At 38.4% G+C, this 26954-nt stretch carries 25 protein-coding genes; 9 read left to right on the forward strand and 16 right to left on the reverse strand.

Translation table 11 applies throughout. The annotated features are described in order from the left end of the window. Positions 1–14: 14 nt before the first annotated feature. The gene (gldD, locus tag ABIB40_RS05835) at positions 15–605 is read left to right on the forward strand and encodes a gliding motility lipoprotein GldD (protein ID WP_354356939.1); all 591 of its coding nucleotides are present in this window, start codon (positions 15–17) and stop codon (positions 603–605) included. A 4-nt stretch (positions 606–609) separates the two neighbouring features. Beyond that, a complete protein-coding gene (locus ABIB40_RS05840) occupies positions 610–1248 on the forward strand; it encodes an MBL fold metallo-hydrolase (protein ID WP_354356941.1) in 639 nt (212 codons plus the stop codon). A gap of 44 nt (positions 1249–1292) precedes the next feature. On the opposite strand, the gene ABIB40_RS05845 is transcribed toward ABIB40_RS05840, so the two are convergent. The 5 genes from ABIB40_RS05845 to ABIB40_RS05865 form a co-directional block, all read right to left on the reverse strand. After that, positions 1293–2081, reverse strand: a complete 789-nt coding sequence (locus ABIB40_RS05845) for a S1/P1 nuclease (RefSeq protein ID WP_354356943.1) — start codon at positions 2079–2081, stop codon at positions 1293–1295. A gap of 6 nt (positions 2082–2087) precedes the next feature. After that, positions 2088–2636 (reverse strand): fumarate hydratase, encoded by a 549-nt coding sequence (locus tag ABIB40_RS05850; protein ID WP_354356945.1) that lies wholly within the window; start codon positions 2634–2636, stop codon positions 2088–2090. An 8-nt stretch (positions 2637–2644) separates the two neighbouring features. Continuing rightward, entirely contained in the window at positions 2645–2995 is a 351-nt protein-coding gene (locus ABIB40_RS05855) for a hypothetical protein (RefSeq protein ID WP_354356947.1), read from the reverse strand. A gap of 163 nt (positions 2996–3158) precedes the next feature. Further along, complete coding sequence (gene fumC / locus ABIB40_RS05860) at positions 3159–4556, reverse strand: class II fumarate hydratase (RefSeq protein WP_354356949.1); 1398 nt, start codon at positions 4554–4556, stop codon at positions 3159–3161. Positions 4557–4653: 97 nt separating this feature from the next. Further along, complete coding sequence (locus tag ABIB40_RS05865; RefSeq protein ID WP_354356951.1) at positions 4654–5925, reverse strand: glycosyltransferase; 1272 nt, start codon at positions 5923–5925, stop codon at positions 4654–4656. Positions 5926–6129: 204 nt separating this feature from the next. Here ABIB40_RS05865 and ABIB40_RS05870 point away from each other — a divergent pair, with 204 nt between their 5' ends. Next, the gene (locus ABIB40_RS05870) at positions 6130–6885 is read left to right on the forward strand and encodes a class I SAM-dependent methyltransferase (protein ID WP_354356953.1); all 756 of its coding nucleotides are present in this window, start codon (positions 6130–6132) and stop codon (positions 6883–6885) included. Positions 6886–7255: 370 nt separating this feature from the next. Here the strand turns inward: ABIB40_RS05870 and ABIB40_RS05875 are convergent, their stop codons facing one another. The 4 genes from ABIB40_RS05875 to ABIB40_RS05890 all read right to left on the reverse strand — a co-directional run bounded on the left by ABIB40_RS05875 (position 7256) and on the right by ABIB40_RS05890 (position 13228). Beyond that, positions 7256–8182: a glycosyltransferase gene (locus ABIB40_RS05875; protein ID WP_354356955.1), complete on the reverse strand. Its 927-nt coding sequence runs from the start codon at positions 8180–8182 to the stop codon at positions 7256–7258. A gap of 158 nt (positions 8183–8340) precedes the next feature. Then, positions 8341–8751: a GxxExxY protein gene (locus ABIB40_RS05880; RefSeq protein WP_354356957.1), complete on the reverse strand. Its 411-nt coding sequence runs from the start codon at positions 8749–8751 to the stop codon at positions 8341–8343. A gap of 610 nt (positions 8752–9361) precedes the next feature. Further along, complete coding sequence (locus ABIB40_RS05885) at positions 9362–10123, reverse strand: class I SAM-dependent methyltransferase (RefSeq protein WP_354356959.1); 762 nt, start codon at positions 10121–10123, stop codon at positions 9362–9364. Positions 10124–10180: 57 nt separating this feature from the next. Beyond that, positions 10181–13228 (reverse strand): T9SS type B sorting domain-containing protein, encoded by a 3048-nt coding sequence (locus tag ABIB40_RS05890; protein ID WP_354356961.1) that lies wholly within the window; start codon positions 13226–13228, stop codon positions 10181–10183. Between the two features lie 408 nt (positions 13229–13636). On the opposite strand from ABIB40_RS05890, the gene ABIB40_RS05895 reads away from it, so the two are divergent. Together ABIB40_RS05895 and ABIB40_RS05900 are read left to right on the forward strand one after the other, a co-directional pair. Continuing rightward, positions 13637–15031 carry a M57 family metalloprotease gene (locus tag ABIB40_RS05895; protein ID WP_354356963.1) on the forward strand — a complete coding sequence of 465 codons (1395 nt, stop codon included), beginning with the start codon at positions 13637–13639 and terminating at the stop codon, positions 15029–15031. Positions 15032–15084: 53 nt separating this feature from the next. Then, a complete protein-coding gene (locus tag ABIB40_RS05900; protein WP_354356965.1) occupies positions 15085–15768 on the forward strand; it encodes an FkbM family methyltransferase in 684 nt (227 codons plus the stop codon). Between the two features lie 76 nt (positions 15769–15844). On the opposite strand, the gene ABIB40_RS05905 is transcribed toward ABIB40_RS05900, so the two are convergent. From ABIB40_RS05905 to upp, 5 genes are all read right to left on the reverse strand, one after another. Continuing rightward, a complete protein-coding gene (locus ABIB40_RS05905; protein ID WP_354356967.1) occupies positions 15845–17173 on the reverse strand; it encodes a flippase in 1329 nt (442 codons plus the stop codon). 19 nt (positions 17174–17192) lie between these two features. Beyond that, complete coding sequence (locus ABIB40_RS05910; protein WP_354356969.1) at positions 17193–17717, reverse strand: DinB family protein; 525 nt, start codon at positions 17715–17717, stop codon at positions 17193–17195. A gap of 181 nt (positions 17718–17898) precedes the next feature. Beyond that, the gene (locus tag ABIB40_RS05915; RefSeq protein WP_354356971.1) at positions 17899–18624 is read right to left on the reverse strand and encodes a YjjG family noncanonical pyrimidine nucleotidase; all 726 of its coding nucleotides are present in this window, start codon (positions 18622–18624) and stop codon (positions 17899–17901) included. Between the two features lie 5 nt (positions 18625–18629). Further along, on the reverse strand, positions 18630–18947 hold the full coding sequence (locus ABIB40_RS05920) for a low molecular weight protein tyrosine phosphatase family protein (RefSeq protein ID WP_354356973.1): 318 nt from the start codon (positions 18945–18947) through the stop codon (positions 18630–18632). 3 nt (positions 18948–18950) lie between these two features. Beyond that, positions 18951–19595, reverse strand: coding sequence for a uracil phosphoribosyltransferase (gene upp, locus ABIB40_RS05925; RefSeq protein WP_354356975.1), 645 nt, complete (start codon positions 19593–19595; stop codon positions 18951–18953). A gap of 204 nt (positions 19596–19799) precedes the next feature. Here upp and uvrB point away from each other — a divergent pair, with 204 nt between their 5' ends. The 4 genes from uvrB (at position 19800) to ABIB40_RS05945 (ending at position 23520) form a co-directional block, all read left to right on the forward strand. Next, a complete protein-coding gene (gene uvrB, locus ABIB40_RS05930; RefSeq protein ID WP_354356977.1) occupies positions 19800–21839 on the forward strand; it encodes an excinuclease ABC subunit UvrB in 2040 nt (679 codons plus the stop codon). A 173-nt stretch (positions 21840–22012) separates the two neighbouring features. Further along, positions 22013–22864 carry a sulfurtransferase gene (locus ABIB40_RS05935; protein WP_354356979.1) on the forward strand — a complete coding sequence of 284 codons (852 nt, stop codon included), beginning with the start codon at positions 22013–22015 and terminating at the stop codon, positions 22862–22864. Positions 22865–22917: 53 nt separating this feature from the next. Beyond that, on the forward strand, positions 22918–23115 hold the full coding sequence (locus ABIB40_RS05940; protein ID WP_354356981.1) for a YwbE family protein: 198 nt from the start codon (positions 22918–22920) through the stop codon (positions 23113–23115). A 156-nt stretch (positions 23116–23271) separates the two neighbouring features. Beyond that, on the forward strand, positions 23272–23520 hold the full coding sequence (locus ABIB40_RS05945; RefSeq protein WP_354356983.1) for a DUF4834 domain-containing protein: 249 nt from the start codon (positions 23272–23274) through the stop codon (positions 23518–23520). A gap of 220 nt (positions 23521–23740) precedes the next feature. On the opposite strand, the gene radA is transcribed toward ABIB40_RS05945, so the two are convergent. Together radA and ABIB40_RS05955 are read right to left on the reverse strand one after the other, a co-directional pair. After that, a complete protein-coding gene (gene radA, locus ABIB40_RS05950) occupies positions 23741–25117 on the reverse strand; it encodes a DNA repair protein RadA (protein WP_354356985.1) in 1377 nt (458 codons plus the stop codon). A gap of 136 nt (positions 25118–25253) precedes the next feature. Then, positions 25254–26804: an Rne/Rng family ribonuclease gene (locus ABIB40_RS05955; RefSeq protein WP_354356987.1), complete on the reverse strand. Its 1551-nt coding sequence runs from the start codon at positions 26802–26804 to the stop codon at positions 25254–25256. Positions 26805–26954 lie beyond the last annotated feature (150 nt).

The following is a 26954-nucleotide window of genomic DNA, read 5'->3' on the forward strand; positions in this document are numbered from 1 at the left end:
AAGCGTACCATAAAATGAATTTTAAGTTTGCATGCTTAACCATTATTGTATTTACTTTGCTTGCTGCCGCCTGCCAAAACAGTGCTAATTACAGCCCTAAACCAAAGGGATATTTTAGAATAAACTATCCTGAGAAGAAATACAGAGCATTCGTTTCAAATGCGCCCTTTACTTTTAACTATCCGGTTTATGCTACAATGGAGTTGGATAAGAAGAGTGGAGCGAAGAGAGATTGGTACAACCTTCATTTTAATCCCTTCAATGGGTTTTTACACCTTACCTATTATGATGTGTTTGGCTCGAAAGAGTACAATGAGATGGTAGAAGATGCGCGTAAACTTGCATTTAAACATACCATTAAAGCCACAGCCATTGATCAAAAAATAATAAATTATCCCGATAAAAAGGTTTATGGTGTTTATTATGCGATAGACGGAAATACCGCCTCTTCCGTACAGTTTTTTTTAACAGATAGTGTCAAACATTATTTTAGGGGTGCACTTTATTTCAATGAACGGCCACAGTACGATTCTATAGAACCTGTGGTAAAATTTATAAAAACAGATATAGACACCTTAATCTCTACCTTTAGGTGGAAAAATTAAAATTATGCTTACCATAAAGACCTTTACTTTTAACGCCTACAGCGAAAATACTTACGTGTTATACGATGAAACGAAAGAATGTGTTATCATCGACCCGGGGATGTACGATGGCGTTGAGGAGAATGCATTGGCCTCGTTTGTAAAGGGAAATGGCCTGAAACCAGTCTTGTTGCTCAATACACATTGCCATTTAGATCATGTTTTTGGCAATAAATTTATTTTTGATACGTACGGATTGAAGCCTCAATTTAACAAAGGAGAATTGGATATTTTACAGGCCATACCGGGATACGCTCCTCAAATGGGCTTTAACAATTACCAGTTATCTCCAGAACCCGATACTTTTTTACCGGAAACAGGGACCGTTACTTTCGGCAATAGCAGTTTGGACCTTATTTTTGCTCCTGGCCATTCGCCAGCGCACTTGTGTTTTTACAGCAAGGAAGATCAGTTTTTAATAGGTGGCGATGTATTATTTTACGGCAGTATTGGGCGTACCGATCTGCCAGGAGGAAACCATAGCCAGCTGATAGATAATATACAGACTAAACTGTTTCTGCTGCCCGATGATTGCAAGGTATATCCGGGTCACGGCCCTGCTACATCCATTGGCTTTGAAAAAGCGAATAACCCATTTTTTTAGACCCTGTTGGTCTCAACCCTAACCTCAACCTAGCCTCAATCTCTCTAAGCGTAAATATCATTCAAAATCTTAGCTAGCCGAACTCCAGCTTTTAACAGTTGTTGATTTAAAGGTGCAACAAACTCGAAATTATAACGATAGCTCAACCTTGCGTTGGCCGGGGTTTTTGCATAGATCTGGTTGCATAACAAATAAGATTCGTACACATCTTGTTTTAAACTAGTGTGTTGCCAGTTATACAGCTCAACCGCCGATGCGTGGTTTATTGCATTTGCGTATTCGGTGTAGCTGAGCTGTTGAAAGTCTATCAAGTCTGAATCCCAAATACGGTGAAGATTTGATTTTTGACCAAACCAAGTAACAAAAACATCGTTTCCGCCCCTATCGTCTTTACGTGCGGTATGCATAGGTTGGTGTAAATCGCCGACAAGGTGAACCAACATCCGCATGGCTAGTTGCTTTTGGCTAACGGTGCTCGCTTTGTTTTTTAACACCTTGATCATCTCGGGTATTTTGTTGTACACATTTGGCGTCGTTTCGGTTCCCAAATAGTTAAAAACCTGATTTTGATCTAAACCTGCCGATAAATTAACGTAGTGCCAACTGCTTAAGTAATTGAAGTTAGAATCAGATTTTATAAAATCGCCCCAGTTTGCCGCCATGGCTAGGTCTTCGTATCCTAGAACGCTTTTAACACCTTTTTTTGCTTTGGCGCTGAGGTAGGTTTCTGCGATTTGCCCAACAATGCGATGGCCCAAAACGCCCCAAGCTGCGGCCTTAAAGGGAAGGTAGCTGCATAGTACGAAAACAACGATGTACGATACTTTTTTCATAAATTTTTAAAGTGATTTTTGAACACAAATAATTTTTTGCTTCAAATTTAACCTAATCTCTCGTTGGTCTGTGGTGCTTTCTAAAATTATTACACTCGAATCGGCTTTCTTGATCAAAAAAATTCTCTCGTACCTGCCTATTCTATAACAGCCAGATAATTTCTGTTTGTAATTGGCATGGGTAAATGTTCCAGATAAAGATAATGTGTCGTTTTTTACCGCATAAACGCCCTTGGCATATTCTTTCCAAAGGCCATTGTTAAAGCAAGAATCTTCGTAAAAATTTACTTTGCTGTGTGTGGTTAAATCAACATAAAAAGAATCGCAGGTAAATTTAAAACCGTGTTGTGTAAAAGTCTTTAGCCGGCTACTAAAGGCCACTGAGTCTTCGTTCCAAACGCCCTGCATAAAAACGGTGCCTTTGCCTTGAATATTTGGCCTGCGCACGCAGCTGGCAAATAACCCAATACAAAGCCAAATGGCCAGCGCCGTAAAAACCCGACGTTTATTTACAACGAATTGATTAGAGCGTTTTGGTCTTAATAGATATTGCAACACTCGACTTAATAATTAGTTGGTGGAAATTGAGAGAAATCTTGTTTAGGCTGATTCGCGAGCTTAAACAACAGCATAAAAAACCCCACGGCAAAGATTACGTAGAAAATAGTGGAGAAAAACCCAGCAATTGAGTACATAGATGTTGTATTTTCCCCAGTAATGCTTCCACTGGATACGAGATAGGAGATCACCCGATAAAAAATCGACATGATTAGGCTGAATGCAGAACCAATGGTTAACAAAATAGCTTCGGTACCTTTACATTTAACTAAAAAGTACATGCTGGCAATAAAAATCAGCAATTGCGCAATAATGCCGATTATACCCAATAAGGTATCAATGATAGAAGTGCTCATTTTAATTGGTTTATAGATTCAATTATTTAAAAATTATCGGTAATAATCTATGTTCATTTCTCAAACAAAAAGCAGTTCATTTGCAGAAATATTATGAACTATTCTAATCGGGAAAAACTTTTTATTTTCTGTTAACTAGTCCATTTTCTTTAAAAGGACCAATTTATTTTAAGCTCCCAACCATGTCTTCTGGTTTTACCCATTCGTCAAATTCATTTTCTGTAAGCAGGCCAAGTTCTACAGCTGCAGCTTTTAAAGTTTTATTTTCTTTATGCGCTTTTTTAGCAATTTTGGCTGCATTCTCATAGCCAACATGTGGATTTAATGCGGTAACCAGCATTAACGAATTTTGTAAATGCTTGGCAATTTCTGGCTCGTTTGCTAAGATGCCCACAGCACATTTATCGTTAAAAGACACACAAGCATCGCCAATTAAACGAGCAGATTGCAATACGTTTGCGGCAATTACAGGTTTAAAAACATTCAGTTCAAAATGGCCAGTTGCTCCACCAATAGAAACGGTAACATCATTACCCATTACCTGCGCACAAACCATGGTCATTGCTTCTGGTTGCGTAGGGTTTACCTTGCCTGGCATAATAGAAGAGCCAGGTTCGTTATCGGGGATGATGATTTCGCCAATTCCGCAACGCGGTCCAGAACTTAGCATTCTAATATCGTTTGCAACTTTCATAAGCGAAACAGCGGTACGTTTTAAAGCGCCAGAAAGTTCTACCATGGCATCATGCGCTGCCAAAGCCTCGAATTTATTAGGAGCAGTAACAAAAGGCATCGAGGTTAAATCGGCAATCTTTTTTGCCACCAAAACATCATACCCCTTTGGCGTATTTAATCCCGTGCCAACGGCGGTGCCACCCAAGGCAAGTTCTGCAACCATAGCCAGGGCATTTTTTATCGTACGGATAGAATTGTTTATTTGTTGCACGTAGCCAGAAAACTCTTGCCCCAACGTTAGTGGCGTGGCATCCATAAAATGCGTACGGCCAGTTTTTACGATAGTAGAAAATTCTACCACTTTTTTAGCCAAGGTATCTCTTAATTTTTCTAAACCTGGAATAGTGTTCTCTACAGTTAATTTATAGGCTGCAATGTGCATGGCCGTAGGGAAAGTATCGTTGCTCGACTGAGATTTGTTCACATCGTCGTTAGGATGCAGTATCTTTTTATCGTCAGAAAGCTGTCCACCGTTTAAAACATGTGCACGATTGGCTATCACTTCATTGCCATTCATATTGCTCTGCGTGCCAGAACCTGTTTGCCAAATTACCAATGGAAATTGGTCGTCTAATCGGCCAGCTATTATTTCATCACAAGCTTTACCAATAAGTGCAGCTTTCTCCTCAGAAAGCACGCCAAGTTCTGCATTTGCTTGGGCAGCAGCTTTTTTTAGATAGCCGAAAGCATGGACAATTTCTTTCGGCATAGACCCTTCTGGGCCAATTTTAAAATTATTTCTAGAGCGTTCGGTTTGTGCCCCCCAATATTTATCTGCGGGCACCTGTACTTCGCCCATCGTATCATGTTCTATTCTAAAACTCATGTCTGCTGTATTTTCTTAACAATAGTAATGTTTGCAAATTTAGTTTTTTTGTGCGCGTATAATGTAACGTAATCGTTATTTATAACAATCAAGAGAGCTATTTTGGTTGCAGGCTCAACAGCGTTTCGTATAAATGAATGTGCTCTGCCGCAACTATTTCTTCAGCAAAATTGGTTAACACGCTAAGTCGCGCTTGTTTTTCTATTTCTCTACGTTCTGGGTGATGATACAACCAGGCAATACCTTCTGCTAAATCTTCGGCATTTTCATACTCGGCCAAATAGCCATTCTGCAAATGTTGAACCATATCTGGTATTCCACCGGTTCTAAATGCTACAACTGGCGTAGCACAAGCAAGGCTTTCCATTACGGTGTTTGGCAGGTTGTCTTCTAAAGATGGCGTTATAAAAGCATCGGCGGCAGAATAGCATTTTGCCAAGTGCTCATCCTTAGCTATCGTGCCTAAAAAAGTAGTTTTAAAAGGAAATGTAGGCATCTCTGCGTTTTCTTTATTGCCAAAAATAACCAGTTCTATATCCTCAGTTTTTACATCTGCTTTGCGCGATAAAATTTCTAGCGCCTCTAATAAATAGGGCGTTCCTTTGTGCTTATCGTTTTTAGAAGGCATAAAGCCACTCAATAAGACAAATTTTTCTGGTTTTATTTTAAATATTTTCTTAGCCTCTTTTTTAACGTAGGGTTTAAAAACATTGGTTTCGAGGGTGTTTGGGATTACGTTTACTGCCCTGGTGCCGAGCAAACTGCTAAATTTAATCGAGTTTGCCATCCAACGGCTCGGAGCAACAATGTGGAAATTCATTTTTTCGTAGGCTTGTTGTTTTCTAAGCCATGTTTTGTGCGATGCATCCTCTTTGCCGCTCATTTTTAGCACTGGGCATTCTCCGCATTGGCGATGGAAATTTTCGCAGCCATAGCGTACATGGCAGCCTCCGGTAAACGCATTGCTATCATGAAAAGTCCATACAATCGGCTTTTCAAGTTCATCTAGCTCTGCTAAAAACTTTGGGGTAAGAAAGCCGTGGTTTACCCAATGCAGATGTATGATATCGGCATTTTTAACTTCTGGGTGGTTTTTAATAGAACGGCCAAACCATTGTAAACTAAAGGGTGTTTTTAACGATTTGCTAAGCCATTTGGACCAATACCGCTCTGATATAATGTTATAAATCGCTTTGGCTCTTTGAATTGGCGTTTCGCTAAAGGTGTCGATAGCGGGATTTTGACCAAACTTATAAAACACCATCACCTTAGAATCTACGCCATTGGCTGTCAGTGCATCGCTTAGGCGCACGCAAGCCCTTCCAGCTCCGCCGTTGGCATCGTATGTGTTCAGGTGTAAAACTTTCAAATCAAGCAAAAATACAATTAAATGTACAGGCTTGTAAAATAATAAAAAAGCCTTGACTGTTTTAACGAAATCAAACTCATTTTATTGGAAAGATAATTTAAGGTGGAAGGAAAGGCAATCAAAAATTGTATAATGGGGTAGCCAATCTAAAACATATAATTGTTGAAATTTGCGTTTCTTTGCCGTTCGAAACAGATTAAAAAAATGGCAAACTTACTAACCGATAGGCAATTTTGGGTAAATTATTGGGAGAGCAAAAAGGGGCTGGCTGTAAAGCTCCCATCAAATTATCTTTTTAATCGGCAATTAGCACACGTAATTAAAGAGAATAAAGTTAAAACCGCCATCGAGCTTGGGGGCTTCCCGGGTTATTATGCCGTGTTTTTAAAGAAATATTTTAAGCTGTATGTTACGCTTCTCGATTATTTCGTGCATCCACCTGTGATAAATGACTTGTTGGAAAAAAATGGACTTACAGAAAAAGACATCCATATTATCGAAACAGATTTGTTTAACTATCACGCAGAAATACAATACGATTTGGTGTTAAGCTGCGGTCTGATAGAACATTTTAACGATACGGCAGACATTATTAACCGGCATATTGCATTTGTTAAACCCGGAGGGATCTTGTTTATCACGCTGCCAAATTTTAAAGCAGTAAATGGCTGGTTTCAAAAAAAGTTTGACAAAGAGAATTACGATAAACACAACATCGATAGTATGGATTTGGAACTTTTAAAATCTGTTTGCGAGAAGGCTGGTTTGAAAGATGTTGAAGCCGGGTATTTCGGCAAGTTTAGTGTTTGGTTAGAAAGCGAAAAAGAAAAGCCTGTAGGCGTTCGTATCTTTAAAAAGCTAGTTTGGCTTACCGGAAAAGTGTTTACCAAAATTGTTCCCGCAGAGCGGAAAAGCCTATCGCCTTATATTATTTTGACTGCAAGGAAACCGGGAAGGTAGAGGCTGGGATGGTGGACGGTTAAAGGCGCAGGGACGCCAGAAATCAGTTATCGGAAGTTAGATATCTATCGCTTCGCAATGGAAAATAGCATGCAAGTACATTTAAAGTGAGTTACGAATGCTATGGCTTGTGAGATTCTCTGATTGTCGACAACGGCGAGTCAAAAGGTCACTCTGCCTTTTTTATAAACAGCACACTCACTCAGGGTTATACAAAACGGCGATTTGATAATCGTTAACCTCAGCTCGGAAGGTTCTGCTCCATAAGGTTTTGGTGCTGCTTGCTCACAAATATCAACAGAGAGATAAGAATAGAATGAAATCAATTTCATTATAACTTAGGTAAACCAAACCGCAAAAAAATGATGGACTACTTTGAGAAATAGCGCGCTATCCGTTCTTTAACAAAGCGTTTAATTCGCATTGACATGCTTCCTTTTCGCTTTGCAAGGAAATTTTTAATCGTTTGATATACTTTTTTATCTTCGGCGATTACCGTTGGAAATTGTGAAATAGGTTGTGGGTTAATGCTTACATTATAAATGTCGTTTACGCCAGAATGTATGCCAGAACCATCATGGCCAATGTTTTGTACCAAAGATTTAAATGGATTTAGCGTTAATCCATTTTTTAAAAAAATAGAAGCATACCACCTAATTGCCCAGCTGTTGTTCTTGCCGGCTTTGAACTCCTGCATTTGTTTCCAAAAATTCATGCTTCCATCAATAGAGAAATCATTTTTTTTAGCTTTATCAAACTGGGCAATCAGCGTATCTATGTTAGGTTCAAAATGTTGCCAAGCCCGTTTCCATGTTGCCCACCCCCAACTAGTTGCTGCGCGGTAAAAGAAGGTTTCAGGTAAATTGTTTTCAGCAACGCTCTCTGGCAGCGGATACATGTAAGCTCCAATGTGCATTACTTTTTCTTCGGTTCTAAACCAATTAAGCGCATCGTTAAAATAGGTTAAAGTATGTGGTGAGGTGACCAAATCGTCTTCGAAAACAATTATCTGACCATAATCATTCACCAACTGGCTTACGCCAGAAATAATAGAGTTCGCAAGGCCCATGTTGCTATCTCGGGTAATGATTTTTATTGATTTAAAACCTTCAACCTCTGCAACGATGCGCCGCACCTCAGCAACTTTTTCTTCGTCTTTTTTGGTTTTTGCGCCATCTGAAAAGATGAACAAGCGGCTATCTTCAGCCAAGGAGTTCTGCTGCAAAAATTTGAGCGTGCGCAACGTATGCTGCGGGCGGTTATAAACGAATAAGGCTACTGGCGCTAGATTTTGCATTTTCTTTTTAATTGAACCATAGAAGGCATATAAGTTCGTTTAAGATTTTAACCTTGTTGTATATTTTATTAATCGGCTAGCTTTATCGGCTTTTAGGTTAACCATATAAGGCATTTAAGTTCATTTAAGTTTTTGCCAGTGCCAATAATTTTAATTGTTTAAAAAAGCTCTTGGTACAGCTCATTAACATAAGTTTTTTGTCCTTCAGAATACATGTGACTACAGTTAAAATTGAGCATCAAGCCCATTGGTTTTTTTAGTAGTTTCATGTAAGTTAATATTTGGGCTATATGTATCGGCATAATCGTTTCTACAGCTTTCAATTCAACAACTAAAGTATCCTCGATTAAAAAATCGCATCTTAAAAGTGTATCTATCTGTATGTCTTTATAATTTACCGCAAGTCCTAGCTCTGATTTAAAACTGATGCCTCTCAAAGATAATTCGTGTGCCATACATCTGTGATAAACACTTTCTAATAATCCTGGCCCTAATGCTTTATGTATTTCTATGGATGCTCCATTTACTTGATAAACCAAGTCTTTTAAATACTGCTTTGATAATGCCATTATTTATATGGTTTTAAAGTATTAAATCTATTTTTTATTGAACCATATAAGGTATTGAAGTTCATTTAAGTTGTTTGTGATTAATACTTATGGAGCTTGCCTCATATGTTCTTATATCCCTTAAATGGTTTTAGAGTTATTAAATCTATTTTTTATTGAATCATATAAGGTATTGAAGTTCATTTAAGTTGTTTGTGATTAATACTTATGGAGCTTGCCTCATATGTTCCTATATCCCTTAAATGGTTTTAAAGTTATTAAATCTATTTTTTATTGAACCATATAAGGTATTGAAGTTCATTTAAGTTGTTTGTGATTAATACTTATGTAGTGCCTCATATGTTCCTATATCCCTTAAATGGTTTTAAAATCGTTAAATCTATTTTTTATTGAACCATATAAGGTATTGAAGTTCATTTAAGTTGTTTGTGATTAATACTTATGGAGCTTGCCTCATATGTTCCTATATCCCTTAAATGGTTTTAAAGTTATTAAATCTATTTTTTATTGAACCATATAAGGTATTGAAGTTCATTTAAGTTGTTTGTGATTAATACTTATGGAGCTTGCCTCATATGTTCTTATATCCCTTAAATGGTTTCATTTTTCACTAAAATATTTTAATATCGTGATCAGATTTTTTGGTCAATACCGTATAGGCATTGGCAAACTGTTCTCGCTTTTTTATGCCTAAAAGATTTCCCAATGTTTTCTTAATTAAATACTCGGCATTAATTTTTAGTTGTTTACTAAGTGATTTGACTACTTTTTTATTTATAAACTCGTTGAAAAAATTAACTTCGGGTGTGGTCATCGAAACCTTGTCGGTAATAATTTCAAATCCCTCACTTTTAAGCAAAAACTTTAAAGAAGTTGGCGTGTACATGTTAATGTGGCCGTAATCTAAAAAGTGTTTCATCCTATTGTCTATGCCAAACCTGTAATCTTTTGGAACTTCTATCACCACATATTTAGCCACGCGTTTAAGCTCCCTTAGCAAAATACGCTCATGTTCTACGTGTTCTAAAACATGGGCTAAAACAATCAATTCGAAGCTGTTATCCTCGAATGGCAGCACATAACCATCAAAAATTTGTGCAGTTTTTAGGTGTTGTAGTTTTCTGTTTAAAATTAAATCTACTCCACTTTGTGCTATTTCTACCGCATGCAGCTCTGGTGCAAAATCCCACTCATCTAAGTAATGTAATATACTGCCATCGCCAGCGCCAACTTCCAATACTGTTCTTGGGGTAATTGATTTGCACACTTCTACAATGTTTTGCGCCTTATACTTTGCGCCCAACATACGCCAAGCGGTATCGGTGTTGGTGTAAAAGTTATCGTAGGCAGATTTTAGGTTTTCGGTAAGCATAATTTCTGGGGGGCAAATATAGTGCTAAGCAGCAATAGTTATACATCAATACCAGGTTTAATGCATAATGGTTACGCTTCCGCTAAAGATAGATTTTTTGTTGTCTTTTAATGAAATAACGTAATAATAAACGCCAAAAGGTAAGGCTTTGCCATTGCGCGTTCCGTTCCATGGTGCTACATAATTTGTTGCTTGATAGACGATGGCGCCATATCGGTTGTAGATAGAAACTTTGGATCCTGAATAATTGCCTAGGTTTTTGATTTCCCACAAGTCATTTATTCCATCTCCATTTGGAGAAAAAGTACTTGGGATTTTTATCGTGTTTAGCACAACAACCTTAATGGTTACCACTTTGGAGCAACTTTGACCGTAGTTTATTTTGAGCGAATAAACGGTATTTTCTGCGGGTGAAGCATTTGGGCTTAAAACATTTGTGTTGTCCAGCCCTACCTTGGGCGACCATTCAAAAGTGTACCTGTCGGTCGCGGTTAAATCGGTAACGACGTTTAAATTCACTTCCTTTCCAAAATCTATGGTCAGGGAAGTCGGCGCTTGAACGGAGATATTGTGATAAGAAATAAGCGCAACATTAGCCTTTGTTGAAGTCTGGCAATTGTTGTTAGAGATTTCCCACTGCAATACAATTGGTGTATCTTGTGGCATGTTTGCGATAATCGCTTTTGGGTTGTGTATGTTGTTTTGATCGAAGGGATTATAGTCTGCTGGAGCGATAACGCTCCAACTTCCAACTTCCTTGTCGCTGGCAGAGTTGCCATTTAATGTTGCTGTTAGATCACCGCATAATGTCTTGTTTTCTCCAGCACTGGCGATTGTAGGCTGAGGATTAATCTGAATTTTTAGCGAGTTGCTAGGCGAAACGCAATCGCCAGACGAAGTGAGGCGGCGAAAATAGACCGTTTTGTTTATCGAGATTGAAGCCAGGTCTTTGTTTTTTTCATTTGCGATGTCTGTCCATTGTTCAGCATCTTCACTTTGTTGCCATTGATAAGTTATGGTTGCATTTTCGCCTGCTTGAGGGATCGATCCGTCAATAGATATTTGTGCAGGGCCTGCACAAGGAACAGCTTCTGGTGAGCTAATGATGTTGTTATTAATTTGTGGATTAATGGTAACCGCAGTTTCTGAATCGGAACTTTTAGTTCCGTTCAAAGTTATTTGTCTTCTGAAATTAAGAGTGATTTTAGAGTTTGTGTTATTCCCATAGCCGTCGAGTTCATAACCTGCTTCGCGATAGTTGCCTTTTGCTGCAATCCAATTTCCGTTTAGATCTTTTATCTGCCACAGATATGCCACGTTATTTTGACTGTAGTCCGTATCACCTATTAGTTTTGTTTTTTCAGAAGCACAAATTGAAATACTTTGCGATTGTGCTAAAACAACGGTTACTAGCCAGTTGTAGTCAATGCAATTGGAGGAGATTTTGTATGTTTTAGGTTTTGAAAAATCTCCAACTACGCCCGAAAGTGGATTTAATATACCAATATCAGTTTCAATTTTTGGAATAAGTTTTGTTAAATCAGTATTTGGTTTAACGCGGATTATAATTTTCTTTTGTGCTTTATTTATCAAAGCTGGGCTGTATTGTTCTGGAAATTCAAAAGATGTAATGTTAGCATCTGTCACAATTTCAATTTGGTTATATTTTGAAATATAGCCATCAGAGTTATAGTCCTTTGCAGTTAAATTTAAATTGCAGTTATTTGGATTAAAATCGACTGTATTGCAAAACGCACCACCCAATAATATATTTTTCTTTGAATCAACAGCGATTTTATGCCCGAAGTTTTGTGAACATTGGCTGCCAAAGTTAAATGCCCAAACGTACTGCCCCGAACCCTTGTATTTGGCAAAGAAGGTGTCTCTAACGCCATGGCTGGTTAATGTTGTAGTGGACGTATTACCGTTGAAATCTAGCGTGCTGTCAAAGTATCCTCCGATGTAAATATTATCATCTAAATCTGCTGTAATATAGTAGCTATATAAGGTTTCCGATGTTCCATTTATTCCATAAACCCAAAGCGCATTCCCAACTGAATTATATTTTCCAACAAATAGACTTCTTCCAGAAAGAGTTACAACGCTGGGATTTAAAGATCGCGACAAAAGTTTTATCGAACTGCTGTAACCGCCCGTTAAATAAACGTCATTTTGTGGGCCGATAGCTAATGAAGATACAACTACATCTGGGCCATCCACTTTATTAGCCCAAAGTAAAAGGCCGTTCTCCGAGTATTTTGCCACAAAATAGCTATGTGCCCCACCTGTTATATTACTCGGAACACCTCTCGGATTTAGGTTGATGGCGTTCTCAAAGTAGCCCATGATAATGATGTTCTTATTTTTGTCGGTTATTACATGACGGATTTCATCTGTACCAGACGAGCCAAAACTAGTTGCCCAAATTACATTGCCGTTTTTATCGTATTTTATTAAGAATCCGTCTTTGTCTCCTTGGTTTACCAATGTTGTGCTACTAGCTATGATAGCAGAAGAAAATGAGCCAACAAATATGATGTTTCCTAGATTATCAGCTGCTACAACGTGCCCAAATTCCGTTTCTGAGCCCCCTACGTCTTTCGCCCATCTAAAATTCCCATTTTTATCCAGTTTTACTATAAAAGCATCGTTGTCTCCATTATTAGACAGATTAAAAGTCCCCGGGCCAGGGTCACAGTCCATGTTAGGAGAATTAAACTGACCCGCCAAAATAACATTTGATTCTGCGTCCACAGTAATGTTGTTCAATTGATCTAGATTTGACCCGCCAAAACTTTTCGCCCAAATCACTTTACCGTCTGAAGTGTACTTGGTAATAAAGACATCATAATCTCCATTTGAGCTGAGGGTAATGGGGTTGGAGGTTCCAGATAAATCTATCGTAACAGTGTTTCTAAAGTTCCCAGCAACGTACACGTTGTCAAATTTGTCTACGGCAACGCCAGCCACCTTACTTTCTCCAGTCCCACCAATGTCTTTAACCCAAGCTGGAACTGGCTTTAACTGAGCATAGGTATTGAACGAAACTAGCGAAAAAACCAACAAAAATTGAAGCCTAAAATACAAGAAAGATTTAATTTTCATGGGGAGAGCGGCAAAAATCAGTTTGGGTTTAACAACCATAAAAGTAACATAAAATTTTAATTGATTGAGAAATGAAGGGGAAGAATTATAGAAAAAACTAACTTTAAATGTAATTTTGATTTGCCATCACGCCTTCCGTTCCATGAGACTAGATAATTTGTTGTTTGATAAACGATGGAGCTAAAACGCTCATACATAAAAGCTTTTTAAAAACAGTGTCTTAACAATAGGTTTGTGAAAACAGTACAGATTTGGTGTTTTGTGTAAAATTCTGAAGGTTTCGTGTAATTTTTTCGTTTCTAAAAACAGTTTTTTTTATAATTATGGCTAATTAACTAATCATTTACACAACTATCTAAATTCGTTATGAGCAAAAAACAATGCCTTAATGCATGCCTTTTATTAAGCATGCTTGCAATTCTTTCTATGGGCTGTAGAAAGGAAGTCCAACAGATTCCCGTCCAATCGCTTAAAAATGTTGATCCAGTGCTTTCTTACATTAAAAGCTTAGGCTTTAAAAGTACAATGATAGAAGATAAGGGAGACGAGTATTTGGTTGAGGGAGATATTTCTTTTCCAAAAGACATGAAGTTGCCATCTACTCAAGGTATTCCAAGACAAGGTTTCGGTGGAAATGCAGGAGAGCGTTTGATGAACCTTCCGCCGAACCACGATCTTTGGATCGAACAGTATTTTACGGGAAACTTGGTAAGCACGACAACGGCTACAAATATAAAAATTTTAGTCGACGGGTCTATGGCCAGTTTATCGGGTGAAATTAATGCAGCCATTTCACAATGGAATAATGTGCCGAATTCGTCGTTGCACTTCAGTATAGTTACAGGCGGTGTTTACGATATTTATATCACTGATCAAAACCTGGGTGCGGGACTCTGTGGAGCTGCACGTTTCCCTATAAGTGGAACTCCTGGCAACCTAATCCGAATTAATAAAAATGAGATTGCAAGCAACAGTTTTGAGCAACGTCAGAGAACGATTGCGCATGAAATGGGTCACTGCATTGGTTTTAGACACACCAATTGGCAAGCGAATGGAGAATCACAATATGGAACCGATGATGTGGGTACTTCTGTAAATGCGATCGATGTACCCGGAGTTGGGGGAACAGATCCGTATTCAATAATGAACGGAGGTCAATGCGGCTCTGGTGCAACGCAATTATCTGCAAAAGACAAGTTGGCGGCTGCCTCACTATATCCAGGCAGTGGATCATCGGGAACTTTGGCAACAATGGTAGGCATTGATATCGGAACAGATGATGGAGTTTATTTTTGGGACTTATCAGGTCAAGTAACGAAAGGCAATTCTACTTCGATTTATGGGCCAACAAGTAGTTATGTTTTGCCAGCTGGAAGAACCTATAACCAAGTCGTAGATATGGCAATATCTAATTCAGGATATAGTTATGTGTGGTACACAGATGGCATAATGTCTGTTGGGAGTGTTAACAATCTAGGTAATTTTATCGCTCCAAAACCATATTTTTTACCAGCGGGGAAAGTTCCAACTGACATAGTAGGAATAGCTATCCTAAAAAGTAATGATCATTGTTTTACTTTTTATAAAGATGGCACCTTTTCAGAAGGAAATTCTACCAATTTGGCTGCATATTCTTCTTCGCAGCCTTACTCAGTGCCAATAGGCGAGACATATACAAACATCGCGGACATAGGGATTGCAGCCAGTTCTGGCTGGTTTTACGCTTGGTACAAAGATAATAAAGTATCTGTTGGTCCTCCAGCAAACTTAAACTCATACATTGCATTAAAACCAGTGAACTAATAAAAAAAGAGTCTGTTTTGATATTAAACAGACTCTTTTTTCTATTTTTATCGATGATTAAATCGTTAAAGAAAGTACTGCTGAAATATTTACCGGTAAACTATTTCAAATTTAGCAAATCCTATTCTCAAGATGGAGAAGATATGATATTGAAAGCGCTTTATGAGCTTAAAAAAGGTTATAAAGGTTTTTTTGTAGATGTTGGCGCGCATCATCCCGTGAGGTATTCCAACACAAAATATTTTTCTAAGCGAGGTTGGAGGGGCATAAATGTAGAGCCAACTCCAACTGCGATAAAAGCGTTCGAGATGTTTAGGAAAAGGGACGTCAATCTTAATATCGGTGTCGGGCAAGAGCGTGGAAAACTGAAGTTTTATTGTTTTAACGAGCCAGCTTTAAATAGCTTTTCAGAAGAAGTTTCAAAACGAATAGATCGGGAATCTACAAAGTACAAGATAATTAAAGAGGTAGATATTGATGTACTTCCGCTTTCTGATGTTTTTGATAACTATCTTCCCGCCAATACCAAAATAGATTTTTTAACGATAGATGTAGAAGGCTTGGATTATCAGGTGCTGCTCTCTAATAATTGGGAAAAATATAAGCCAGAAATTATTTTGATTGAGGAAGGTATTGATGTTGATGATTTAAGCAAGTCTCCAATTTACATTTTCCTTAAAGAAAAAGGCTATCGCTTTCTTGCTAAAACGCCGAGAACTTGTTTCTATAGGTTATGATCTTTTTTCAGTCAGATTGGGAGTTAAATCCAATTTTGAAGAGCAAACAACTGATTTCTGACATCCCATTTCCCGCTTATTTTTTTAGTCTACTACGGACACCTTTAAATACGTCCACCAAAAATAAAGATTTTATCATCAATATACCTTGCTGCCTCGTTTTTGGAATAAGCAAAATATAAAATGTAGAGGTAATACAAGCTATTAGCGTAGCGATGGAAGCGCCCACACCTGCATATTTTGGAATGAGCCAAAGGTTTAACAATACATTTATCAAAGCGCCCGCGGCAGTTCTATAAAAGGAAATTTTGGTGTAACCCTCGGCAATAAGGTATCGACCGCTTGCTACGCCTAGAAATACAAAAATCCCTGACCAAATGTGGATGGACAACATGGCTCCCGCGCCATCAAATTTATTTGGGTAAAGGATTTCTACAATATAATTTGCCGTAAAGCTGATGAAAATAGCAGTGGGTAAACTGATGTAAACCAAAAGATCGTAGAGGTTTTTTAGGCGCTTTTGATACCTTTCTACGTCCGTTTTTCGTGCGTTTATTAAGGCTGGAAAAACAGAAGTAACAATGGCTATAGGAATAAAGTACCAAGCCTCACTAAGGTTTTGCGCAGCGCTGTAAATACCTACCGCTTTGCTGCCCACGCTCTTTAACATCACCACGTCTATCTTCATGTAAATAGAAACCATTACGGCAGAAAGAATAAGTGGAGAAGATTTTTTTAACAGAGATTTTGCCCGATCGCCATTATATCGCCAAGCAAAAATAGTATAGCCCTTGCGTTGATAAACGATAACCAACCCGATAGCTAAAACGAAACCATCAAATACCAAGGCCCAGACGATGTAGATAAGCGAAAAGCCAAAATAAACAAGCGCTATTTTTATTCCGGCAGAAATGAACAGACAAATGTTTTGTACGTGTACAATGTATTTAGACTGTACCTGCGATTGGAAAAAAGAATCGATAACATTGAAAGATTTAAAGAATGAAGCGAAGGCTAATAAGCCTACCATGAGGGCTAATGATTCGCCGGGATTACTAGACAGACTGTGGCTAAGCAGATAAATACCAACTGCAATAGGAATTAGTAGCGCGTTAACGGCAAGCCTTAACCATAGCGAGGTGCCTAAAATTTCATCTCGTTTATTTGGCTTCTGTACAATTTCTCTTATGATAAAACTATCTAGCCCCAAAGCGCCCACTGCAGCGAGTATAGCTACTAAAGAAAGCGCAAAACTTAAATCGCCAAAAAGATTTGGCCCTAAATAATTTGCAATAACCAAGCCCACCAACAAGCTAAGTACTTTGCCAAACATTAACCAGCCAGTATTTTTTAAATACTTGTTAAATGCTTCTTCATCAAAACCTTTAATGACTGGAAATTTCATCTGGAGCAAAGATGTAAAATTAAATGCGTTGCTTAAAACTCTTTTCTATACGGGTAAGCTGTTTTAGATGATGCTTGAGGTGTATTTCTATAAAGCGAAACCATTGTTGGGCATTTAGATAGCCCAAACGTGGATGCTTAATTTTTTTATTCCTGTCAGCAAGTTGAACTTTACCGGCGGTAAGGCTAAGCTTTTTCTCCATCGCATTCATTAGTGTTTCGGCCTCGACTTTGCTTATTTTTTTTACCCTTTCGGCTAGGCTTTTGGGCACTTTATATCTTTTCCTTGGCGGAAATGCGCCATACCACAACATTAATTTTACTGAGAAATGGGTTGGTTTTTCTTTGGCTTTGCCAGATAAACAATACGCTATCGAGCGAAAAGAGAGTAAACTTGCATCGAAAATATGCAAATACACTTCGCTATAACACCAGCCGCCGATGGGCGGTTGCTTAACGAAGTCCGCTTCGCTCATTTGCGCAAATTTGGTTCTATATTTTGCTACCGTTTGTAAGATGGATTGCTCGGTTTTTTTGGCTTGCATGGTTGAAGATAAGATAATAGTATTTAGTAGTTAGTATTTAGACTGTACGTCTCAGACTTTTCCTTTATTTCTTTCTTTTCCATGAATTAAGTTTTGGATGATAAATGACTGGTTTCTGATCTCCGACTTCTGATTTCTTTCTTAAACACGCCGCCAAGTCTTTGTTCGTTGCCTATTTCAATTAAAAAAGTCCAAGCAATTCCGTTAAATTCTCAACTTGGTGCTTTACATGCGATGGTTTTTCCTTTTTAGTTGCATTAAAAAAAATGGCATCCATCCCAAAGTTTAAAGCGCCATCAATATCTGCTTCTATGCTGTCGCCAATCATAATACTTTGGCTTTTGTTGGCATTCGCTTTGTCTAGCGCATACTTAAATATCTGCGGATTTGGTTTATTAACGCCAACATCTTCAGAAATTATAACATTTTTAAAATAGGGATTTAGGTTGGATAAATTCATTTTTGTGAGCGTAGTTGTTTTAAAACCATTTGAGATGATGTGAAGCTCATAGTTTTTTTGCAACACCTGCAATACCTCTATTGCACCGGCAAACAAATTTGTTTTGGTGGGCGAAATATTTACATAATCTTCTTCAAACTGTTGCGGAATATCATCGGGCTTTAGGCCTAATTGCAAAAATGTTTTGTGAAAACGCGCTGCGCGCAAATGGTCTTTGGTAATTTTTCCTAAATGATATTCTGCCCAGAGTTGGTGGTTGTTTTTAGTGTAAGCGCTAATAAAATCTGGACAAGAAGCCAAGCCCAAATCGAACAATTTATATTTTGCAAAAAGCTCCGTTAGCGTTTCTTCGGCATTACGGTCGAAATCCCAAATGGTGTGGTCTAAATCGAAAAAAATATGTTTTTTTGCGTGCATGTTAGGGTCAAAGATAGACTGTTGCTCCATAATATTTAGAGATAAGGTTCAACTTTGGTACGAATCTCCTCAATTAATTCTTCATTCATGTAGTTATAATCATCGGGAATATCCAAAATAATAATTTCCTGGTCGGAAGATTCGAGGTTAAATTTTTCTAGAATCCTTTGCTTATGTTTTTTCTCCATCACGAAGATAACATCTGCCCAAAGAATATGACTAGCATTAAGTTTAATTCGAGCAGATGATTCCGTACCTGCAGATCTAACTTGATGTTCTTGGTGGTTTTTGTAAATTGTTTCAGCAGTAGCGCTTCGCCACTTATTTCTGCTGCACACAAAAAGAATATTCATCCTTTAAACCTTTGTTCCGTAAGCCAAATCGCCGGCATCGCCCAAACCAGATACAATATAAGCTTTGCTTGTCATTTCTTCGTCTATTGCGCCGAGCCAAAGTTTTGCTTTTGGCAGGTTTGCCTGCATATACGCAACACCTTGGGCGCTTGCTATCGCGGCCACAATATGTAAATCGGCAATTTTATGTTGGTTTATCAATTCTTTACAACACAAAACCATGCTTTTGCCAGTCGCCAGCATGGGGTCGGCCATAATTACCACTTTGTCTGTCAAATCTGGCGAAGACACATAATCCAATTTTATAACAAAACTGTTGTCTTTCTTTACCTTGCGGTAAGCGCCAATAAAACAGCAAGAGGCTTTGTCGAATACGTTTAAAATGCCTTGTTGTAGCGGAATACCAGCCCTTAAAACGGTGGCAATAACAGGTTGCTTTTTTAACATCGGTATGGTCGATGTTCCTAGGGGCGTAAGTATTTCCGTGTTTTCATAATCCAAGTGCTTGCTAATTTCAAATGCGAAGAAAGTACCCAATCGCTCTAAATTTGTTCTAAAACGCATCGCATCTTTTTGCACTTCTGTATCGCGTAGCTCTGCAATAAAAGTATTGGCAATAGATTTGGTTTTGCTGAGGTCGAAGATCATAGCTATAGTTTCTGTAGAGAGAGGAATAAAGTTTTTAGCTTTAAAACTTAAACTTAATAATTATTAAGAGATTTCTGTGCATATAACAGGAAGTCAAACTAAAATTCGGGCAACAAATTTATAGCAGTGCACAAAATTCGCCAACTTTCCTGACTTTTTACTGTTTAGTTTTTTTCGCTTAAATTGTATATTTGTTGTTAGTCTATGAAATTCAAAATCACATCAGCATATCAACCTACCGGAGATCAACCTTCTGCCATAAAGCAACTGGTTGATGGTGTAAACGCCAACGAAAATTACCAAACTTTGCTTGGCGTTACCGGTTCTGGTAAAACATTTACCATAGCAAACGTTATTGAGCAAACGCAAAAGCCAACCTTGATTTTAAGTCATAACAAAACTCTGGCGGCTCAATTATACGGGGAATTTAAGCAGTTTTTTCCAGAGAATGCGGTCAATTATTTTGTGTCGTATTATGATTATTATCAGCCAGAGGCTTTTATTCCTTCCAGCAACACCTATATAGAAAAAGATTTGGCCATCAACGAAGAAATAGAAAAACTTCGGCTGCGCACCACGTCTTCGCTCATGAGCGGAAGAAGAGACGTTATAGTGGTTTCTTCCATTTCTTGCATTTATGGTATGGGAAATCCCGAAGATTTTTCTAAAATGGTGTTTCGCTTTGCCGTTGGACTAAGGATTTCTCGAAATGCATTTCTGCATAGTTTGGTAGAGATTTTATACGCCAGAACAACCAGTGAGTTTAAGCGCGGTACGTTTAGGGTAAAAGGCGATACGGTAGATATTTTTCCGGCGTATTTAGATCATGCTTATCGCATTTCTTTTTTCGGCGATGACATCGAAGAACTTTCAGCCATTGATCCAGTTTCGGGTAAAACCATCGAAAAATTAGAAGACATGGCCATTTATCCGGCCAATTTATTTGTTACCCCGAAAGATCGATTCACTCAATCCATTTGGGGCATCCAAGAAGAGTTGGAGGTTAGAAAAAATCAGCTTATCGCCGATAGGCACTTATTAGAAGCACAACGCTTAGAAGAGCGTACCAATTTCGATATTGAAATGATGAAAGAACTGGGCTATTGCTCGGGTATCGAAAATTACTCTCGCTTTTTCGACGGAAGATCTCCGGGTATGCGTCCTTTTTGTTTGCTAGATTATTTTCCAGATGATTATTTAATGGTCATCGACGAAAGTCATGTAACCGTGCCACAAATTAGGGCCATGTACGGTGGCGATAGATCTAGAAAATTATCGTTGGTAGAGTATGGCTTCCGTTTGCCGGCTGCCCTAGATAATAGACCTTTAAACTTTAACGAGTTCGAAGCACTTGCACCGCAAACCATTTACGTAAGCGCAACTCCGGCAGATTACGAGCTAGAAAAATCTGAAGGCGTAGTGATAGAACAAGTAATTCGCCCAACAGGTTTGTTAGATCCTGTTATAGAAATTAGACCAGCAATTAACCAAGTAGACGATTTGCTAGACGAAATAGATATAACCATTAAAGATGGCGGCAGAATTTTGGTGACCACGCTAACCAAGCGTATGGCCGAGGAATTGACAAAATATTTAGATCGGTTGAACATAAAAACCAGGTACATTCACTCAGAAATAAAAACTTTAGAGCGTGTAGAGATTTTGCGCGGTCTGCGACTTGGCGAATTTGATGTATTGGTTGGAATTAACCTATTGCGCGAAGGTTTGGATTTACCAGAAGTTACCCTAGTCGCAATCCTAGATGCGGATAAAGAAGGGTTTTTGCGTTCAGAGAAGTCGCTTATTCAAACCATAGGCCGCGCTGCACGTAACGATAAAGGCCACGTAATTATGTACGCCGATAAAATTACTGACAGCATGGAGAAAACCATCAGCGAGACAAATAGAAGGCGCGATATTCAGATTGCATACAACTTAGAACACGGCATCACACCAACTACGGTTGGTAAATCTCGCGAAGCAATTTTGGAACAAACCTCGGTGTTAGATTTTTCTCAAAAAGCGAGTGATAACAGAGCGAGGGCTTATGTAGAAAATGCGGAGGTGAGCCTGGCGGCAGACCCCATTGTGCAATATATGGGCAAAGGAGACATGCAACGTGCTATAGAAAATACCAAAAAAGATATGCAAAAAGCTGCAAAAGAAATGGACTTTTTGGCCGCAGCAAAACTGCGTGACGAAATGTTTGCCTTAGAAAAAATGTTTGCAGAGAAGTTCAACTAATAAAAATATAGGAATAATTTGGGCGCTTTTACACGCTTTCCATTTTATCTTTTTGGCAAAAAAACCAAAAAGGATGTCATTCCAATCGTTAGCGCTAGCGAGGATGCAAAGGATTGCGCAGTAAAAGAATTGAGCTCCTTTGTTAAACTTTAAAGAAAGCGCAAATTATATACATGAGTAAAATTTTATCCCCAGTTATTCAAGCAGTAGATTTGGTAGAAATTTATCACAAAGAAAAAATTGTGCTAATCGATGCTACCAATGCCAAAAATGCTCGAGAAAATTATCAAGCAAAACATTTAAAAGGAGCATTATTTGTTGATCTTAACACTCAATTGGCAGATGTAAAATCAGACGTTGCGAATGGCGGCAGGCATCCCTTACCAACACTTAAAAGTTTTACAAATACACTAGCGTCCCTTGGAATTTCTGAGGAAAGTAATGTAGTGGTGTATGACGAGCAAAACGGATCCAACGCGGCAGCACGATTTTGGTGGATGTTAAAATCTATAGGTCATAAAAAAGTGCAGGTTTCAGATGGCGGATTTACTCAGGCCGAAAAAATAGGTTTTCCTTTAAGTGATACGTTAGAGGTAGCAGAGAAAGTTCCGAGTTACAAGGCAAGTAAATGGATGCTTCCTCTGGCGGGCATAGAGGAAGTAGAAAATATAGCAAGAGATGAAAAACACCTCATTATCGATGTTAGAGATAGCGAACGGTTCAAAGGAAAAATAGAACCGATTGATCTTATTGCCGGCCATATTCCCGGCGCTATAAACATTCCTTTCTCTACAAATTTAAATGATGGTCAACTTTTTTTATCGCCGCAAGAACTGAGACAGAAATATCAAATCATTTTTGCAGAAAAACATTCTCAAAATATAATAGTTCATTGCGGCTCAGGCGTTACAGCTTGCCATACGTTATTGGCAGTTGCGTACGCCGGACTAAAAATCCCAAAACTTTATATAGGTTCTTGGAGCGAGTGGTCGCGGAATAGTAAATTAATCGCAACGGAAGAATGAATTAAAAAATAGCCGGAAAAAGAATAGAGAAAAGATATAAAGCTTAAAATTATATGCAAGGACAAAATCGCAAAGACATTTACCCAGGTTTAGAGGTGGGGATTATTTTAAAAAAAGACCAACGGAGCGGCAACATCACTTACGGCATCGTGCAAAATCTGCTCACTTCGTCGGCTTTTCACTCGAGAGGAATTAAGGTTAGGTTGGCGGACGGACAAGTTGGACGGGTTGCAGAAATTGTAGCAGAATAAGAGAAATGGTTTTTGGTCTAAGCTTTTCCTCTTGATAACGCAAACAATTTTCTGTATTTTAGCGTTAAATAGCTTTGTAATTGCTTTGCAATTAATCTGTACAAAAGTAACATAACAGGTGATTCATCGTCTATATTTGTAACAACACCAAAAACAATGCAATTGTTAAGATTCATTTTTATAACCATTTTAGTTTTCTGGCTCATAAGGGTGCTTATTAGGCTAATTTTGCCAATGCTTTTTGGCAACATGGCAAGTAAAATGAATCAGCGTCCAAACGAACCCCGACAGAAGAAAAGACAGCCAGAGGGCTCTATTTCTATAGATTATATGCCGCCAAAGAACAAACAAGGCAATGCCGATAAATTAGGCGACTTTGTAGATTACGAAGAAGTAAAAGAGTAAAGGTTTGTCTCTGGTTGTTATTGTCGCTTCGCTTGCTTCAAAAAGTCAGTTCAGTTTTTGGTATTGTAATTTCCAAAGGTGTTTTCAACCTATTTTTTTTGGGTAAAACCGCTATTGTAAGCAAACAAAAGCTAAGGTTTAAAATAACCTTTTCATGTTTCCCTAATGCTTTTCTCTATCGCAGAGCGACTATTAATTTGTGGTTACAGGTTACTAAGCGCTATCCGAATACCAGTCCAAAAACCTCTTCAATTTTACTTACCGCCTTTATTTCTAGGTTAAACTTTTCTCTAACAATACCTTTAAGGTTATATTTTGAGATATAGATTGTTTCAAAACCGAGCTTATCTGCCTCGGCAATTCGCTGTTCTATTCTGTTTACAGCCCTAATTTCGCCAGAAAGTCCAACTTCTGCGGCGAAGCAAGTTTTAGACGATACTGCAATATCTTGGTGAGATGAAATAATGGCAACCAAAACCGCTAAATCTGTTGCTGGGTCTTCCACTCTAATACCGCCGGCAATATTTAAAAATACGTCTTGTGCGCTCAGCTTAAAACCACATCGTTTTTCGAGCACTGCCAAAAGCATGTTCATGCGCCTGGTATCAAAACCAGTTGCAGATCGTTGCGGCGTTCCATAAGCGGCCGGGCTAACTAGTGCTTGCGTTTCTATCAGCATTGGTCTGGCGCCTTCTAACATCGCCGAAACAGCTATGCCACTCAGCTCTTCATCGCGCTGCGAAAGCAAAATTTCTGAGGGATTGGAGACTTCTCTCAAGCCACCGCCATGCATTTCGTAGATGCCTAATTCTGCGGCAGCACCAAACCTGTTTTTTATCGAACGCAATATTCTGTACACATGGTGTCTATCCCCTTCAAATTGCAACACGGTATCTACCATGTGTTCCAAAATTTTTGGGCCCGCAATTGCGCCATCTTTGGTAATGTGCCCAATTAAAAAAACGGGCGTGCCTGTTTCTTTTGCAAAACGTAGCAACTCTGCGGTGCATTCTCTAACCTGAGACACGCTGCCAGGGGTAGAATCGATATGAGAGGAATGGAGGGTTTGGATAGAATCTATAACCAATACCTCCGGCTCTAATAACTCAATTTGCTTAAAAATATTCTGTGTAGCAGTTTCTGTTAAGATATAGCAATTGCTATTGGAGGCGTCGTTTATCCGCTCTGCGCGCATTTTAATTTGTTGCTGACTTTCTTCTCCAGAAATGTACAAGATTTTTCTGCCTTTTAAATTTAGCGCGAACTGCAGCATAAGGGTAGATTTTCCTATGCCCGGCTCGCCGCCTATAAGCACAATAGAACCTTCTACCAGGCCGCCACCAAGTACACGATCCAATTCCTTATCGCCTGTAGAGGCCCGTTTTTCTATAGAATTTTCGATTTCGCTTACCTTGCTTGGCTTGTTGAGCACGCGTGTACCAAGATCACTTTTCCAAGTAGGAATGGATGCACTTGCCTTTTCTATCACTTCTTCTACAAAGGTGTTCCATTGGTTACAAGATGGGCATTTACCCAACCACTTTGCAGATTCATATCCACAACTCTGACAGAAATAAGCAACTTTGGATTTAGCCAAGGGAAGGGAATTGAAAGTTAAAGGTTATGTGTTAGGAGTTTGGGTTGTTGAGTATTTTGAATCGCCAAATTACAGTTTTAGACATTAGATGTGAGATATACGTCTAGTTTTCAACCTCACACCTAATGCCTAGTACCTACAGCTTTATCTCTTCGTCTTTGGCAGAAATAAAATGGAACTCTGTTAAATGGTACGAAGACTTTGATTTTACCTTGATCCATTGGCTATATTTCATAAACCAGCGCATCTGTAGATTAATTAGTCCTTTTTTTATAAATGCTTCTATATACGGATGTACACAAAGCGTTATGCCTTTTTCGTTTTGCTCGTTAAGGATGTAATTGAGGTTGTTTTCTATATCGTCCATCAATATAATACTTGCCTTAATTTCGCCCGTACCATCACAAGTAGGACATTTTTCTACTGTAACAATATTCATTTCTGGTCTAACTCTTTGACGAGTTATTTGCACTAAACCAAATTTGCTTGGAGGTAGAATGGTATGTTTTGCACGATCTAAAAGCATTAATTCTCTTAAATAATCGAAAAGCATTTTGCGGTTTGCAGGCTTGTGCATGTCGATAAAATCGATGACTACTATACCGCCCATATCGCGCAAGCGCAACTGTCTTGCAATTTCTTTTGCCGCTTCTTTATTTACCTGAAGTGCATTTTCTTCTTGATTCTCTTTGCTAGCCGTACGATTACCACTGTTTACATCTACCACGTGCAGAGCTTCGGTATGTTCTACCACTAAATATGCGCCGCCCGGTAAGTTTACAGTTTTTCCAAAACTATTTTTTATCTGCTTTTCGATACCGAAGTGATCGAATATTGGTTCTTTTTGTTTGTAAAGTTTTACAATCTTCTCCATTTCTGGAGAAATATTCTGGATATATGTTTTAATGTCATCATAAAGCGTGGGTGAGCTTAGATATACATTGGTAAACTCTGGGTTTAAGATATCTCTAATTAAGGTAGAAGATCTATCCATTTCGCCCCAAACTCTTTTTGATGGTTCGGTTTTATTGATTTTTTTAACAAAGTCTTCCCATTTGGCTACCAGGTCCAACAGGTCTTTCTGTAGTTCTGCAACGCCTCTACCTTCTGAAACAGTTCTAATGATCACGCCAAATTTCTCTGGTTTGATGCTTTCTATGATTTTCTTTAAGCGATTTCGCTCTGTATTGCTCTTAATTTTTTTAGATACAGAAATGGTATTGGCAAAAGGTACCAACACAACATATCTGCCTGCAAGAGATAGGTCTGAACTTAGCCTAGGGCCTTTTGTAGAAATTGGCTCTTTGGCTATCTGAACAGGCAGAAGCATATTTTTACTTAATATATCAGAGATTTTGCCGGCCTTATTAATGTCGGGCTCTAGCTTTAAATCTTCTAATAAATTGCCGGAGGGCGAACCATTGCGCTTTATTTTAGTTAACTTAATTAAAGACTTTACTTGTGGGCCAAGATCGAAATAATGCAAAAAGGCATCCTTTTCATAACCAACATCAACGAACGCGGCATTTAGGCCAGGCATAATTTTTTTTATCCTGCCTAAATAAATGTCGCCTACGGCGTAGTTAGTATTAAGTTGTTCTTTATGTAGCTCAACAAGTTGCTTATCTTCAATTAAGGCTATGGTTACTCCGGCAGGAGTCGAATTTATAATTAATTCTTTTACCAACAGCTATAAATTTGTAGGCTTTCGCCTATGAGAAAATGGACAATAAAAATTGACGTAGCCGAAAATATGTGCAATATATTGCAAACAGAAATAAACCTCAAGGCAGAAGCCGAGAGGTTTAGGGCTATATCGTAAAATAAGAAAACTACT

The organism is Pedobacter sp. UYP30 (assembly GCF_040547165.1).
GTDB lineage: Bacteria > Bacteroidota > Bacteroidia > Sphingobacteriales > Sphingobacteriaceae > Pedobacter.

Bases quoted from the DNA above. Each gene is read 5' to 3' on its own strand.
- gldD (WP_354356939.1), top strand. From the start codon at position 15: ATGAATTTTAAGTTTGCATGCTTAACCATTATTGTATTTACTTTGCTT.
- ABIB40_RS05840 (WP_354356941.1), top strand. From the start codon at position 610: ATGCTTACCATAAAGACCTTTACTTTTAACGCCTACAGCGAAAATACT.
- ABIB40_RS05845 (WP_354356943.1), bottom strand. From the start codon at position 2,081: ATGAAAAAAGTATCGTACATCGTTGTTTTCGTACTATGCAGCTACCTT.
- ABIB40_RS05855 (WP_354356947.1), bottom strand. From the start codon at position 2,995: ATGAGCACTTCTATCATTGATACCTTATTGGGTATAATCGGCATTATT.
- fumC (WP_354356949.1), bottom strand. From the start codon at position 4,556: ATGAGTTTTAGAATAGAACATGATACGATGGGCGAAGTACAGGTGCCC.
- ABIB40_RS05870 (WP_354356953.1), top strand. From the start codon at position 6,130: ATGGCAAACTTACTAACCGATAGGCAATTTTGGGTAAATTATTGGGAG.
- ABIB40_RS05875 (WP_354356955.1), bottom strand. From the start codon at position 8,182: ATGCAAAATCTAGCGCCAGTAGCCTTATTCGTTTATAACCGCCCGCAG.
- ABIB40_RS05880 (WP_354356957.1), bottom strand. From the start codon at position 8,751: ATGGCATTATCAAAGCAGTATTTAAAAGACTTGGTTTATCAAGTAAAT.
- ABIB40_RS05885 (WP_354356959.1), bottom strand. From the start codon at position 10,123: ATGCTTACCGAAAACCTAAAATCTGCCTACGATAACTTTTACACCAAC.
- ABIB40_RS05890 (WP_354356961.1), bottom strand. From the start codon at position 13,228: ATGAAAATTAAATCTTTCTTGTATTTTAGGCTTCAATTTTTGTTGGTT.
- ABIB40_RS05895 (WP_354356963.1), top strand. From the start codon at position 13,637: ATGCTTGCAATTCTTTCTATGGGCTGTAGAAAGGAAGTCCAACAGATT.
- ABIB40_RS05900 (WP_354356965.1), top strand. From the start codon at position 15,085: ATGATTAAATCGTTAAAGAAAGTACTGCTGAAATATTTACCGGTAAAC.
- ABIB40_RS05905 (WP_354356967.1), bottom strand. From the start codon at position 17,173: ATGAAATTTCCAGTCATTAAAGGTTTTGATGAAGAAGCATTTAACAAG.
- ABIB40_RS05910 (WP_354356969.1), bottom strand. From the start codon at position 17,717: ATGCAAGCCAAAAAAACCGAGCAATCCATCTTACAAACGGTAGCAAAA.
- ABIB40_RS05915 (WP_354356971.1), bottom strand. From the start codon at position 18,624: ATGGAGCAACAGTCTATCTTTGACCCTAACATGCACGCAAAAAAACAT.
- ABIB40_RS05920 (WP_354356973.1), bottom strand. From the start codon at position 18,947: ATGAATATTCTTTTTGTGTGCAGCAGAAATAAGTGGCGAAGCGCTACT.
- upp (WP_354356975.1), bottom strand. From the start codon at position 19,595: ATGATCTTCGACCTCAGCAAAACCAAATCTATTGCCAATACTTTTATT.
- uvrB (WP_354356977.1), top strand. From the start codon at position 19,800: ATGAAATTCAAAATCACATCAGCATATCAACCTACCGGAGATCAACCT.
- ABIB40_RS05935 (WP_354356979.1), top strand. From the start codon at position 22,013: ATGAGTAAAATTTTATCCCCAGTTATTCAAGCAGTAGATTTGGTAGAA.
- ABIB40_RS05940 (WP_354356981.1), top strand. From the start codon at position 22,918: ATGCAAGGACAAAATCGCAAAGACATTTACCCAGGTTTAGAGGTGGGG.
- ABIB40_RS05945 (WP_354356983.1), top strand. From the start codon at position 23,272: ATGCAATTGTTAAGATTCATTTTTATAACCATTTTAGTTTTCTGGCTC.